Here is a 13006-nt window from a genome sequence, read left to right on the forward strand (position 1 = left end):
CACTGACGCGAAGCTTAGTCCCGAAACAGGGGTGTGGGAAGACGTCGGGAATGCGGGTGCGACACTTGGTCGCAGGCTCGGGAAAATGCCGCACCCTGTTGCGGGGTGCGGCATTTGGAAGTACCACCGGGTCAAGGCGTTACTGCGACGGCTTTTCCTCTTTGTGGAGTTGATCAGGACTCCTGGAAAGGCTGTACACATAGGCGGCCAGCACTTGCACTTTGTCATTGCCCAGCAAATCGGCCTGAGCAGGCATATGACCCTGGCGACCAAGACGAATGGTCTGTTGCAGCTGTGCAAGGCTGGTGCCGTAGATGTAACCACCCGGTTGTGTGAGGTTAGGGGCGCCCATCGCCTCGACACCGGTACCGGTAGAGCCATGACAGGCTACGCAAGTCGAACTGAACACTTGCTGTCCGGCGGCCAGGTCCGCGGTGTTGTCAGCCGGCAGTGGCAGGCCGGCCAGATGGTAGCGGACATAAGCGGCGACATTCTTTACGCCTGCCTCGCCGATCACCGCGCCCCATGCCGGCATGGCCGCGACGCGGCCAGTCATGAGGGTGGCCTTGATAGTGTCGGCATGGCCGCCCCAACGCCAGTTGGTATCGGTGAGGTTGGGGAAACCGTAGCCACCCTTGGCGTCGGAGCCATGGCACACCGAGCAGTTGGAAGCGAACAGCCGGGCGCCCATCTTCAGCGCCTGCGGGTCCTGAGCCACTTGCTCCACCGGCATGGCGGCGAACCGGGCGAAGATCGGGCCGAATCTGGCGTTGGCCTTGGCCATTTCCTTTTCCCACTCATGGGCGCCGGTCCAGCCCTCTTCGTAGCCGGGAAGCAGGCCTTTCCAGTTGCCCAGGCCCGGATAGAGGACCAGGTAACCGACGGCGAACACCAGCGTCCCGGCGAACAGCATGAACCACCACTGCGGCAGCGGGTTGTCGTACTCCTCGATGCCGTCGAAGCTGTGGCCCATGGTCTGGTCGGTGCTGCCCCTGGTTTCGCCCTTGCGGGTGGCAACCAGCAACCACGCCAGGCCGATCAGGCTGCCCAGGGTCAGCACACTGATGTAAATACTCCAGAAGGTGGTCATGGCTGGCTGCTCCGCACGCCGGGTTGCTCTGTTTCAGGGTTCGCTTCGGCTTTCGGCTCGTCGGCAGGCGCCTGCGGTTCGTCCGCGAAAGGTGCCATGCGCGCCTCGGCGAAGTCCGAATGGCGTTTGCTGCTGGATACCCAGAGGGACATCCCGATGAAGGCGATCGCCACGATCAAGGTGCCGAGGCCGCGCAAGTCTCCAATATCCATGGCGTTACCTCTTGCTCTTGATGGAAGTGCCGAGCACTTGCAGGTAGGCGACCAGCGCGTCCATTTCGGTCTTGCCCTTGAGGCTGGCGACGGCGCCTTCGAGGTCGGCGTCGGTGTACGGCACGCCGAGGGTGCGCAGGGCGCGCAGCTTGGCTTCGGTGAAGCGGCTGTCCACCTGGGCGGTCACCAGCCACGGATAAGCAGGCATTTTCGACTCGGGAACCACGTTGCGCGGGTTGTACAGGTGGGCGCGGTGCCAGTCGTCCGAGTAGCGTGCGCCAACCCGGGCCAGGTCCGGGCCGGTACGCTTGGAACCCCAGAGGAACGGGTGGTCCCAGACGCTTTCCCCGGCCACCGAGTAGTGACCGTAGCGTTCGGTTTCGGCGCGGAACGGGCGGATCATCTGCGAGTGGCAACCCACGCAGCCTTCGCGGATATAAATGTCGCGACCTTCCAGTTGCAGCGCGGTGTACGGCTTCATGCCTTCGACCGGCGTGTGGGTGACGTCCTGAAAGAACAGTGGAACGATCTGGGTCAGGCCGCCGATGCTGACGGCCAGCACCATCAGGATCATCAGCAGGGTGACGTTTTTCTCGATGACTTCATGGTTCATGGTCAGGTCCTCAAGCCATCTGCGCGGCGGCGATTTCAGCAGGACTGCAAGCCCGCACGGTGCGCCAGGTATTCCAGGCCATCAGCAACATGCCCAGCAGGAAAATCGCGCCGCCGATCAGGCGCACGATGAAACCAGGATGGCTGGCCTGCAGCGCTTCGACGAAGGAATAAGTGAGCGTGCCGTCATCGTTGATGGCTCGCCACATCAAGCCTTGGGTGATGCCGTTGACCCACATCGAGGCGATGTACAGCACGGTGCCGATGGTGGCCAGCCAGAAGTGGGCGTTGATCAACCCGATGCTGTGCATCTGCGGGCGACCGAAGACGTTGGGGATCATGTGGTACAGCGCGCCGATGGAAATCATCGCCACCCAGCCCAAGGCGCCGGCGTGCACGTGGCCGATGGTCCAGTCGGTGTAGTGGGACAGCGAGTTGACGGTCTTGATCGCCATCATCGGCCCTTCGAAGGTCGACATGCCATAGAACGCCAGCGACACCACCAGGAAGCGCAGGATCGGGTCGCTGCGCAATTTATGCCAGGCGCCCGAGAGGGTCATCATGCCGTTGATCATCCCGCCCCAGCTGGGCGCCAGCAACACCAGCGACATCACCATCCCCAGCGACTGCGCCCAGTCCGGCAGCGCGGTGTAATGCAAATGGTGCGGACCGGCCCAGATGTACAGGGTGATCAGCGCCCAGAAGTGGACGATGGACAGTCGGTACGAGTACACCGGCCGTTCGGCCTGCTTGGGCACGAAGTAATACATCATCCCCAGAAAGCCTGCGGTCAGGAAAAAACCTACTGCGTTGTGGCCGTACCACCATTGCACCATCGCATCGGTCGCGCCTGCGTACAGCGAATAGGACTTGGTCAGGCTGACCGGCAATTCCAGATTGTTGACGATGTGCAGCAGTGCCACGGTCAGGATGAACGCACCGAAGAACCAGTTCCCCACGTAAATATGCTTGGTCGTGCGGCGGGCCACGGTGCCGAAGAACACCACGGCATACGCGACCCAGACCACGGCGATCAGGATGTCGATGGGCCATTCCAGTTCGGCGTATTCCTTGGATGTGGTGTAGCCCAGCGGCAGGGTGATGGCCGCCAGCACGATCACCAGTTGCCAGCCCCAGAACGTGAACGCCGCCAGCCTGGGCAGGAACAGGCGGGTCTGGCAGGTGCGCTGCACCGAATAATAAGAACTGGCGAACAGCGCACAACCGCCGAAGGCAAAGATCACCGCGTTGGTGTGCAACGGGCGCAGGCGGCCGAAGCTTGTCCAGGGCAGGTCGAAGTTGAGTTGCGGCCATACCAGCTGCGCGGCCAGGAAAACGCCCAGTCCCATCCCGACAATCCCCCAGATCACCGTCATAATGACGAACTGGCGGACCACCTGATAGTTATAGGCGGGGCTATGAGTTGTGTTCATTCAAGTGTGTTTCCCATCCAGCTTGGTCGGGGGCCACTGCGCGCGGTTATAGCTCCGGGTTCGTGGCGGATTCATCAAAAGCGAGGCAAGCATGAGCAATGGTCAACAGGCCGGTATTGACGAGGGTCAATGCGTACAGCTGGCTCGGGACAGCGGCTGGCTGTGGTCGCAAGGGCGCGTTATCGAAGGCCGAGCGCCACTGACGCTGCTGCTGGCCCATGGCGCGGGCGCGCCGATGGACAGCGGGTTCATGAACGACATGGCCCGATACCTTGCCGCAGAAGGGGTGAGCGTGATGCGCTTCGAGTTTCCCTATATGGCCCAGCGTCGCACTGGCGGTAGCAAACGGCCGCCCAACCAGCAGCCGCAACTGCTGGAGTGCTGGCGCCAGGCCCATGCACAGCTGCGACCCTGTGTCGCTGGGCGGCTGGCGGTGGGCGGCAAATCAATGGGCGGGCGTATGGCAAGCCTGATTGCCGATGAACTCAACGTCGACGCGCTGGTATGCCTGGGTTATCCGTTTCATCCGGTGGGCAAACCCGAGAAGACCCGAGTGGAGCATCTGGCCGCCCTGAAGACGCCGACCCTGATCGTTCAGGGTGAGCGCGATGCACTGGGGACTCGGGAGGAGGTCGGTGGGTACGGGCTGTCCAGCCGGATCGAACTGCACTGGTTGCCCACCGCCAATCACGACTTGAAGCCGCTCAAATCCGCAGGCGTGAGCCATGCCGAATGCCTGCAAGCGTCAGCTCGCAAGATTGCCGACTTCCTGGCGCGGTGATCACCGGCACTGCACGTCGAACACGCCTTCGGTGACCTCGAACTCCATGGCCGAAATGCTGAAACTGAACTGGCCCCGCAGCCGTTGGGTCTTGGGGTTGGCCTCTATCAGGGTGAAGATCCCGCTCTGAAAATGCGCCGAGTGGTAGATGACGCTCTGCCAGTGCGGGGTTTCGTTGTAGACGACCTTGATACGGTCATGTCCGATCAGGTTGTGAGTGCCGGGCCGCAGGTCGTGGTCGAAAAACAGGCCGATACTGGTGCGTTTATGGCCGACCTTGCCGTCGGCGATGATTTTCCAGATCCAGTGGTTCGGAGCGTGGGCCAGTTCCGGTCGCAGTGTCAGCTTGGCCACTAGCGAGGAGACGAGCAGCGGCTGGCGATTGACCTGCGCCTGGAAGGTGCCCTCGCACGGCGGCGGACGGACGAAGCGTTTACTGGGAATGACAGGGTGGCGCATGGTCTGGCTCTTGAGGCTTTTGAAACAGTTGGCTGTGCGCCCTGGCGCAAGGCGCATGCAAAAGAGGGCGTTACGCCTGACGGGTAACGCCCCCCCTCGATCATTCCACTGCTAGCGAATGGCGACGCCAAGACTGGCATTGTGATGCAGCAATTTGAAGTCCATGCCTGTGACCAGATTTTTCACGAAGTACCACTTCATGCCCACCAGGCTTTCAGCCGCCACGGTCGAAGACCAGTAGTTGCCGTTGCCCATCGGCCAGCGGCTGCCGTAGGTGATGTAGATCTCCTTGAGTTCGGTGATGGACGGGATGCGTCCGCCCTGGCCTGCGGCCGCCGCTGTCATCTGCGCCAGGCTGCCTTTGCCGACGCCCAGGCAATGGATCACGCCGGTAACGGTGACTTCGAAACTCTTGTGGTCGCCCGCCGCGTCGGTCACCGAGATGGTCGCCTTGCCGTTGCCACGCACGGTGGTGAGGCCGTTGGCGTCGACCTTGGCGATCAGCGTATTGCTGGAAGCATAGGTATAGGGCGCCTGCCCGCCGCTGGCGACCCGCTGGATGCTGGTGCCGGTCGGGAAATCGGGGAGCAGGTCCGGCGTGCCCGGCAGTAGATAGACTTTGCCGCCCAGAGTGACCGGCGAGGTATCCAGTTGCAGCCCCGACCTGACCGTCAGGCCCAGCGGCGCCGAGACCCTGGCTGTGCCGCCGCGGGTCACCGTGTAAGTGACGATGGCGGCCGCATTCGCGGTTGCTACGAGCAGTGCCTTGGGCAGGTTGAACGACAATTCGCCCGCGCCGCCGACCTGTTCCGGCGTGTCGTAGCTCGAAGCGCCACGCCAATTGACCACGACACGGTCCTGGGCGCCCAGGTCCGGATACCTGACCCGAATCGTCGCACCGGAATCCGGGATCAGCGAGAGATTCACCACTCCGTCCGCACCGACGGTATCCATGCGCGGAGCCGGCAGCTCGGTCAGGCTTGCGAGGATCTTCACAATCACCGTCGGCGAGCGCTGCACCACCCCGTTCACCCGGTAGACGCCATACACCACCTGCACTGACTCACCGGCATTGTCGGTTACCAGGTTGGGTGCAAACACCACCGCCAGTGCCTTGCCGGCTTGCGCCTCGGTGATGATCAGATCCTTATCGCCATACCCTTTGGGCCCTTGCCAGACCACGAACACCCGGTCGCCCACACGTAATGCGGCGCTGGCGTCGACCACCACCGTCGCGCCGTCGGGGGCGTTCACTGGATCGAGGATGTCGCCGTTGGCTTCCTTGATGCGGGGGGCAGGGAGGGGGGGCACTACCGAGAGTTGAAGCTTCACGCTGACCGGCTCGGAAACCATGGACAAGTTGCCTGCAAGGTCTGCCACTGTGTAATGCACCGGTGCCTCGATATCACCGATCCCTTCAAGAAAAGTTCGTTGGAAGCCGATCACGACACGCCTGAGGCCCATGTCGTCTCTGGACACCACTGCTGTAGGCCCTGGAATTCTGTTCCAGTATGTGCGAATCGTGTCTCCTTCTTTCATGCCCTGGTAACTGGCGATGGTGCCGGGCAGTACGTTATTCAGGCCGTCCAGCTCATCGGATGTCAGCCCGTCCCGGATCAGGTCAGGAAACAGAACAGGAGCGAGAATCGGCGACCCAGGCGGGGTCAGGTCGACTTCGATTGGCGAGGGAGGTGCTTCGCTGGTCGATCCATTTTCAGGGTTGGTCAATTGGTAGGACAAGCTGTGCTTACCCTCCGACAACACTTCCACTGGGATATGCAGGAATAGGGTATCGCCGGGTCGAGTTCCGGGTGCGACCACTTTTTCTTCGCCCACCAAGGTGTCGTCCCACAGGAGTTGATAACGGATTCCCGCCATAACTGCGGCCCAGGCCGGGAAAGTAACCCTGATGGGGCTTGTCAGCGAACTCACCGGCAGCAGGCCGTCTGCATTGAGTGCCACATCCACTTTGGCTGGAGTCAAATTCTCATCAATGAATTTAGTCAACTTAGAATGCAGGCTGTTATTGATTTTAAGCATGTAAGTTAATCCTTTTTCAAGCCGCCATCCCTTTATCAGGAATGGCGGTCATTCATAGTTCAGTATTAATTATTTCAGGCAACCCAGGCACAGCCCGAGGAAGGCTTGCTCATGTTGATTCTGACCCGAGTTACACGGGATGTTGCCGGGCTCTGATTGCTTTCTTCCGGTGGTGTGACTTTGAAGCTCGCTTCGCCATAACCTATGCAAATACGCTTCAAGTTGGTTGCGGGAACCTTGAATGTGTAGCCATTGATGACATCGATTTGGTCCAGCTCGCGCTCATCCTTAAAGTCGGCGGCAGGGATTGGCTGATTGTTATTGTCGAACGCTTTGAAGGAAAATTCGATGAGTTGGTCTTTCAAAATATTGAGGTACGGTGCAATCGCTACTTCTGCACCGTCCGGATTCTCGATCGGGCCTACAACACCATTATCGTTGGTAGTAAAAGTCGGACCATCCAACCCATCTTCGCCGCCTGGCGTTTCAGCCTTGGATCGGACCGTCACGGTCTGAACGGGTGAAGTTGCAGGGTTGGGGTTGCCAAAGCGGGTCAGCGCAAAACGCACGGGAATAGCCGCACCTGTGCCTTCTGATTTCATAATGTTATTGGGTACAGGCAATACCAGATCCTTCTGATTCACTACGTCACTTGCCTTGATCTGATACCACTGCGGGATAAACTCTTGCCCCCAATGCAGCCCCAAGTCATCGCTGACCTCAAAACCGTCTTTCCAAGTAATGATTGCGCGCCCGTTCAACTCGTAATCATCTTCATCGATAAAGTTGTCATCGATGTTGGGGTTGGTGATGCTGGTGCCCTGAATGATGGGCGCGTCCAGTACGTCTGGACCTGGTAATGTGACGAACACATCTATTGTGCTGGCAAGTGAACTGCCTACACGGGAACCCGAACGCTGCACGTCGTAAGTGACTTGTACCTGGCCAATGGGATTGGCTGCGATAGTGTCGTAAGGCACGTCAATCGACAGAACGATATCCTCGCCTTCATTCCCCGCCGGTAGCGGCAGCGGAGGTGAAGACTGGTTACCCCAATGGAGTGTGATCAGATCCAGTGCTGCGGCGCCGGGATATTTAGGAATATCGACTGCGACCCCGGCCTGCGCCTCTGCGTAATCGATCAAGTTGCCTACGGCAGGATCAATGATCGGCGCCGGATAATCAGCCGGCAACTCTTCAAGGTCGAGCAGTACAAACACGCCAAGAGAACGAGTTGAGGTATTGCCGGCGCGGTCGGTAACGTCGTAGCTCACCACGCCATTGAATTTCCCCAGCCCTTCCAGAAAGGCGCGGCTGTAGGTAATCATGACTCGTTTGAGGCCCATGTCATCTGCGCTGACCGTTGCGCCCGGGCCTTCGACATTGCCCCAGTACGTGCGGATTACGTCGTGCTTGGCCATTCCGGTATAGCTGCCGATCTCGACTTCCAGCTTGTCGCCCAGTTGGGTGAGTTCGTCAGAGGTCAGGCCGCTGTCGATCTCGGGCGGGAATTTCATTGGGCCCAGTTGCGGGCGGCCGGGAGCTGTCAAGTCGACCACGATTGGTACGGAGCTAGACCATTCTTCGACACCGTTTTCCTTGTTGATGGTGAAGTACGACAGGTCATGTATGCCTTCGACAAGTACATCTGTCGGGATTTCCAGGAATAGCGGCTTGCCGGGCGCATCGGTGTCCTCAATGGTCTTCAGTTCTCCAACTCCGTTCTTGTTCCAGCGGACCTGATACAAATCGCCAATATTGGCAGTGTCCCAGACAACCAGATCCACTTTCACAGGCTGCGTGAGTGCGCCGATAGGCAGCAAGCCTTCGTTGTCTTCGTCATGGAACGCGGCCTCGACAAAAGGCGGCACCAATTCCAGAGAAAGATTACGCGCACTGCGCCGGTAGTTGATGCTGGGTTTCTTTTGCAGATTGTTCATAACTTAATCCTTTAAGCATGCGCGCCAAGGCACTGTTAGCCGATGCCGGTAAATTCAAGGCGTGACGGTCTACTGGCGCTCGTCTAACCAAGGCGACATAAATAGGGTGTGTGCAAATGGCTTTCCCGATTTGCGTTTTGCACGTAATAGCTTTTGGGGTTGGCTGTCAACAGGATTTGGGGTGGTAGAAGAATATTTTTTGAGGAAGGATTTTGTTGGCGAAGTTGCGTGATAAGTGATGCTTTGAAGCCCTTTAGAGATGTCAGTAGTCCGTAGTATATTTCTTACGAGAAAGTAGGATAAGTCCGGCTTTCTGCAAGATGTATGGGTTCTCAAGCTTGATTGAGTTGTTTGGAGAATTCAGGTTCTACATTTGTATGGTGAACCTATGTGTAATGACGTGGTGGAAATATCTGCGAAATCAAGGTTAGGACTAATATTGAACACAATGGCAGTCTGTGCCGGGCTGGTCATTCCGGTTTCATTTGTGGAGGCATATGATATCGATGCGTCTGTGCGTTCTGGCGTCGAAACTGAAATGGATACGGAGGTTTTAGGTGAAACAATTGTGGTGGATAACAGGGTCGAAGACGTGGATGGTACACGTGATCCGGCAAATTATGAGGTTAGAACGAAAGGGACCCTGAATCTGTTGGAGGGGGCGATAGTCGATAACGTATTTGTGACTGAGTCAGTTGTCAATGCTAATAGTGCGACTATTCGAGATGGTCTCAGGGTCTTAGATGGTAGGGCAATCGTCAGTAATACTCGTATTATTAATCTGGATGGCCCTGCTGTCTCATCTTCTACGTGGAGAGGTCCGGGCCAAGAGTACTTGCTTGGATCAGTTGTAGAATTGGAAGACAGCGTCGTAAATGGCGTGGGCGCCGGTGGGCTTGTCGGCCCTAACAGCAAACTCTCTTTCAAAAGCTCTGAGGTATTTGGCGCTTACAACACCAACGGTCAGGGCGAAGGAGTTAGGGTGTCAGGAGGGGCGTTATTCGTGAGTGACGACAGTCTCATCGAGGGCGAGAATCATGGGATCCGTATTGTCGAAGTGAGAGGAAGCCTCCCGGATACTCTCACGTTGACCCACAAGGTGGTTATTCATGATTCTGTAGTCAAGGGGCAAGCAGGTGCAGCGATTCGGGTAGACACCAAGGGAGAATTGGCAGACATCGAGATCGCCGGTGGCTCAACCCTGTTGTCCGGGAATGGTAACTTGCTGGAGGTTACCGGGGCAGGAAAGACTCTGTTCAAGGTAGACGACAGCATCTTGGAGGGAGACCTTGTTGCCGAGACAGTCAGCACGTTGGACGTCACCTTGCAGAACGGCGCTCAGCTAACGGGCAACATAGTCAACAGCAACACTCTGGCCATCAACTCCGGAGCGCGATGGCAGATGGCAGGCGACAACACGGTCAAGTCGCTTTCCCTGGACGGCGGCGGTGTCAGCTTCGGTGACGACGGCTTTCACAAGCTGTCGCTGGACGAGTTGTCCGGCAATGGCACCTTCGGCATGCGTGTCGACCTGGATAAGGGCATTGGTGACCTGCTCAACGTCGAGGGGCAGGCCAACGGCAATTTTGGTTTACGAGTGCGCAACACCGGCGTTGAGGTGGTCTCACCGGGCATGCAACCACTGATGATCGTCCACACCGAAGGCGGCGATGCGCAGTTCAACCTGCTTGGCGGGCGGGTGGACCTCGGCGCTTATTCCTATCTGCTGGAGCAAAAAGGCAATGACTGGTTCATCGTTGGCGACGGCAAGACCACCAGTCCGTCTACCAACACTGCGTTGGCGCTGTACAACGCGGCACCTTCAATCTGGAAGAGTGAGCTGTCGACATTGCGTACCCGGATGGGTGAAATCCGTAATGGGGGAACCGGAGGCGGTAGCTGGATGCGCGCTTCTGGCAACCGGCTCAACGCCAGCACCAGTGACGGCGTCAATTACCGGCAGCAGACCAGCGGCCTGTCGCTGGGGGCTGACGCGCCGATTGAGGTAAGCAATGGCCAGTTGCTGGTGGGTGTGATGGGCGGTTACAGCAAGTCCAACCTGGACCTGAGCCATGGCACCAAAGGCAAGGTCGATAGCTACTATGTCGGCGGCTACGGCACTTGGTTGCTGGATGACGGTTACTACCTGGACGGCGTGCTGAAGTTCAACCGGTTCCGCAACAAGGCAGACGTGGCCATGAGCGATGCGACGAAGGCCAAAGGCGACTATGCCAACAACGGCATTGGTGGTTCGCTGGAATTCGGCCGCCATATCAAGCTGGCGGACGACTACTTTCTGGAACCCTTCGCCCAGTTGTCCACCGTGGTCATTCAGGGGGACGATTACCGGTTGAACAACGGCCTGAAAGCGAAGAACCAGCGTACCCAGTCGGTAGTGGGTAAGGTCGGGACGTCGGCGGGGCGCAACTTTGCGCTCAAGGACGGCGGGGTGATGCAGCCTTATGTTCGAGTGGCGGTGGCTCAGGAGTTTTCCCGTAGTAATGACGTGGAAGTGAATGATGCGAAGTTCGACAACAGCCTGTTCGGAACCCGAGCCGAGTTGGGCGCCGGGGTGTCGGTTTCATTGTCGGAACGGGTGCAGGTGCATGCCGATTTCGACTACATGAAAGGCAAGCGTGTCGAGCAGCCGTGGGGCGCTAATGTCGGATTGCGTTTCGCGTTCTGACACCTGAATGCTGTAGCTGAACAGAGCCCCCGATGAGCAATCATCGGGGGCTTTTGGCTTAGCTTTCCTTGAGCCGGCGGTTGACGGAACGTTTACGCTGTCGTTGTTTTGGCGTGGTCGGAGGGGCGTAGTTGACCATCACTCGCAGTACCGGTGATGTCCCGATCACGATTCCGCAGCGCTGGACCTGATAGTGCAGATCCACGAGCCCATATTGGGCGTGGGGGAGAAAGTGATAGGTAATGCACAGTACGCGAACCACGCTGTTTTCAGTAGCGTCCTGGTACAAACTGGACACTGACTTATGCAAGCCCCAATAAAACACGATAACGTCATCGCAGCGCATTTGCGGGGAACCCGGAATATGCACGGTGACACCCGCATGAGCCTGGTCATAGCTGATTGCGTCCGGGTTTACATTGGGTAGCATCGGTGGCTTCAAATTTTCCGAGATATTCAGCGGTAAACCACCGGGTGCGACAACGGCGCCCTGATTGTTGCGGGGTCTTCTGGTTGTCGGTGTTTGTTTGTTCTTAATCGATTCAGCTTTGTTTTCAGAGTTGCGAGTGCGTGTGGATGGTTTTTTTGGAGGTTGTTTATCCATCGTTTTCTCTTGTGAGGTAGTTGAGGTTTGTGAATTCATCGTCACTTTGCGAGTGGCTGCATGCATTTCACGGAAAACATTACAAAGAGGAAAGTTGTTGGCGTCAAGCGGGAGATTAATTGCGCAAAAGAGGCGGTCAGATATTTCAGAGTATTTCGGTCTGTAGTCCCTGATCGGGCTTTAATTGTGTTCTCGCTTCGGTAAATACAGGGTTTTGTCATCTTGAGAAGCTGACGGTATGAATCGAACATAGTGAAGTTGTATGTAGGAGGTGGACTACACGCTAGGAAAATTCCTTCATGTTTTCGGTGCTCTGAGAAAGTTCCCACTCAGGCATCAGACTATTCACTCAAAACTCTAATGAACATCCGTCACTCATATGCGTGACGGATGTTCATGTTGCTATTCAACTGGGTGTTAGTTGATGACGGCGTGGCCTTGGTACGTCAGGTCTACCGCCTGCGACTCGATGGATCGGTTACCCGCGCGGTCGGTGACGTGGTAGGAGATGCGGATGTTTTCGCTGTCCAGGCTTTCCAGGAAGGCGCGTTCGAAGGAAATTCGAACCGGGCGTTCCGTAAGATCCTCGGTGGTGACGACCACCTTCGGGCCTTCTGTCCCATTGCACACGGTCTGGATCACGTCACCGGGTTCCATGCCGGCATAGCCGGGGACTGTGCCTCTGAGGGTTTCCCCGAAGTTTATTTGCGCAAAACCGATAGGGGCGAGAAGTGTAGCGCCTGGCGCGTTGCGATCTGTTCTAACAATGAACGGCTTCGACTCAATATGGACTCCACCTGGAAAAGTTTTCCACCGATAACCTATCGCGTAACACCCTCCTGACAGGAAATAATCAGGCTGGATTGTGAGTCTTATAGGGTTGTCGTCTAAGCCGGACGCGGGGACGGTATACGAGATGCCCGTTGGTAGGTTGTTGACTGTCAGCTCGTAACTGTCGCCCGGATTGACATTGTTATCGGGAAGGATAAGAACAGCGATCTCTGTAAAGAGATCGCTGTTCTTAATAAGTCCATCATCGTCGGCGACAGGGACCGATGGTGCGCTTGGCTGGATTTTGTGTGAATGGGTCATGTTGTTGTTCCGTGATATTTAAAGAATAGTGTGGTTTTGTTGTTTGAAACGATGGCT

The 13006-nt window shown here is 57.4% G+C and carries 11 protein-coding genes; 2 read left to right on the forward strand and 9 right to left on the reverse strand.

Going from position 1 to position 13006, the window contains the following annotated elements:
- Positions 1–139 precede the first annotated feature (139 nt).
- From ccoP to ccoN, 4 genes are read right to left on the reverse strand one after another with little or no spacing between them, the layout of a single operon-like run.
- On the reverse strand, positions 140–1090 hold the full coding sequence (gene ccoP / locus EGJ27_RS17780) for a cytochrome-c oxidase, cbb3-type subunit III (RefSeq protein WP_125832048.1): 951 nt from the start codon (positions 1088–1090) through the stop codon (positions 140–142).
- A complete protein-coding gene (locus EGJ27_RS17785; RefSeq protein WP_125832049.1) occupies positions 1087–1302 on the reverse strand; it encodes a CcoQ/FixQ family Cbb3-type cytochrome c oxidase assembly chaperone in 216 nt (71 codons plus the stop codon). Before EGJ27_RS17785 ends, ccoP begins: the two co-directional genes overlap by 4 nt.
- Before the next feature lie 4 nt (positions 1303–1306).
- Positions 1307–1915, reverse strand: coding sequence for a cytochrome-c oxidase, cbb3-type subunit II (gene ccoO, locus EGJ27_RS17790; protein ID WP_125832050.1), 609 nt, complete (start codon positions 1913–1915; stop codon positions 1307–1309).
- 10 nt (positions 1916–1925) lie between these two features.
- The gene (ccoN, locus tag EGJ27_RS17795) at positions 1926–3347 is read right to left on the reverse strand and encodes a cytochrome-c oxidase, cbb3-type subunit I (RefSeq protein WP_125832051.1); all 1422 of its coding nucleotides are present in this window, start codon (positions 3345–3347) and stop codon (positions 1926–1928) included.
- A gap of 91 nt (positions 3348–3438) precedes the next feature.
- Here ccoN and EGJ27_RS17800 point away from each other — a divergent pair, with 91 nt between their 5' ends.
- Positions 3439–4128: an alpha/beta family hydrolase gene (locus tag EGJ27_RS17800; RefSeq protein WP_125832052.1), complete on the forward strand. Its 690-nt coding sequence runs from the start codon at positions 3439–3441 to the stop codon at positions 4126–4128.
- Here EGJ27_RS17800 and EGJ27_RS17805 read toward each other — a convergent pair whose 3' ends face one another.
- The 3 genes from EGJ27_RS17805 to EGJ27_RS17815 all read right to left on the reverse strand — a co-directional run bounded on the left by EGJ27_RS17805 (position 4129) and on the right by EGJ27_RS17815 (position 8567).
- Positions 4129–4587 carry a hypothetical protein gene (locus EGJ27_RS17805; RefSeq protein ID WP_125832053.1) on the reverse strand — a complete coding sequence of 153 codons (459 nt, stop codon included), beginning with the start codon at positions 4585–4587 and terminating at the stop codon, positions 4129–4131.
- Between the two features lie 111 nt (positions 4588–4698).
- Positions 4699–6627, reverse strand: a complete 1929-nt coding sequence (locus tag EGJ27_RS17810; protein WP_125832054.1) for an Ig-like domain-containing protein — start codon at positions 6625–6627, stop codon at positions 4699–4701.
- Between the two features lie 74 nt (positions 6628–6701).
- Complete coding sequence (locus EGJ27_RS17815) at positions 6702–8567, reverse strand: hypothetical protein (RefSeq protein ID WP_218568059.1); 1866 nt, start codon at positions 8565–8567, stop codon at positions 6702–6704.
- Between the two features lie 1003 nt (positions 8568–9570).
- Here EGJ27_RS17815 and EGJ27_RS17820 point away from each other — a divergent pair.
- Positions 9571–11253 carry an autotransporter outer membrane beta-barrel domain-containing protein gene (locus EGJ27_RS17820; protein ID WP_371920865.1) on the forward strand — a complete coding sequence of 561 codons (1683 nt, stop codon included), beginning with the start codon at positions 9571–9573 and terminating at the stop codon, positions 11251–11253.
- Between the two features lie 58 nt (positions 11254–11311).
- Here the strand turns inward: EGJ27_RS17820 and EGJ27_RS17825 are convergent, their stop codons facing one another.
- Positions 11312–11857, reverse strand: a complete 546-nt coding sequence (locus EGJ27_RS17825; RefSeq protein ID WP_256672871.1) for a hypothetical protein — start codon at positions 11855–11857, stop codon at positions 11312–11314.
- 417 nt (positions 11858–12274) lie between these two features.
- Positions 12275–12949: a hypothetical protein gene (locus tag EGJ27_RS17830; RefSeq protein WP_125832055.1), complete on the reverse strand. Its 675-nt coding sequence runs from the start codon at positions 12947–12949 to the stop codon at positions 12275–12277.
- Between the last annotated feature and the right edge of the window lie 57 nt (positions 12950–13006).

The sequence above is a fragment of the Pseudomonas sp. v388 genome (genome assembly GCF_003935425.1).
Classification (GTDB): domain Bacteria; phylum Pseudomonadota; class Gammaproteobacteria; order Pseudomonadales; family Pseudomonadaceae; genus Aquipseudomonas.

What these genes read in the sequence shown, in the direction of transcription:
- ccoP (WP_125832048.1), bottom strand. Translation starts at nt 1,090, where the DNA reads ATGACCACCTTCTGGAGTATTTACATCAGTGTGCTGACCCTGGGCAGC.
- EGJ27_RS17785 (WP_125832049.1), bottom strand. Translation starts at nt 1,302, where the DNA reads ATGGATATTGGAGACTTGCGCGGCCTCGGCACCTTGATCGTGGCGATC.
- ccoO (WP_125832050.1), bottom strand. Translation starts at nt 1,915, where the DNA reads ATGAACCATGAAGTCATCGAGAAAAACGTCACCCTGCTGATGATCCTG.
- ccoN (WP_125832051.1), bottom strand. Translation starts at nt 3,347, where the DNA reads ATGAACACAACTCATAGCCCCGCCTATAACTATCAGGTGGTCCGCCAG.
- EGJ27_RS17800 (WP_125832052.1), top strand. Translation starts at nt 3,439, where the DNA reads ATGAGCAATGGTCAACAGGCCGGTATTGACGAGGGTCAATGCGTACAG.
- EGJ27_RS17805 (WP_125832053.1), bottom strand. Translation starts at nt 4,587, where the DNA reads ATGCGCCACCCTGTCATTCCCAGTAAACGCTTCGTCCGTCCGCCGCCG.
- EGJ27_RS17810 (WP_125832054.1), bottom strand. Translation starts at nt 6,627, where the DNA reads ATGCTTAAAATCAATAACAGCCTGCATTCTAAGTTGACTAAATTCATT.
- EGJ27_RS17815 (WP_218568059.1), bottom strand. Translation starts at nt 8,567, where the DNA reads ATGAACAATCTGCAAAAGAAACCCAGCATCAACTACCGGCGCAGTGCG.
- EGJ27_RS17825 (WP_256672871.1), bottom strand. Translation starts at nt 11,857, where the DNA reads ATGGATAAACAACCTCCAAAAAAACCATCCACACGCACTCGCAACTCT.
- EGJ27_RS17830 (WP_125832055.1), bottom strand. Translation starts at nt 12,949, where the DNA reads ATGACCCATTCACACAAAATCCAGCCAAGCGCACCATCGGTCCCTGTC.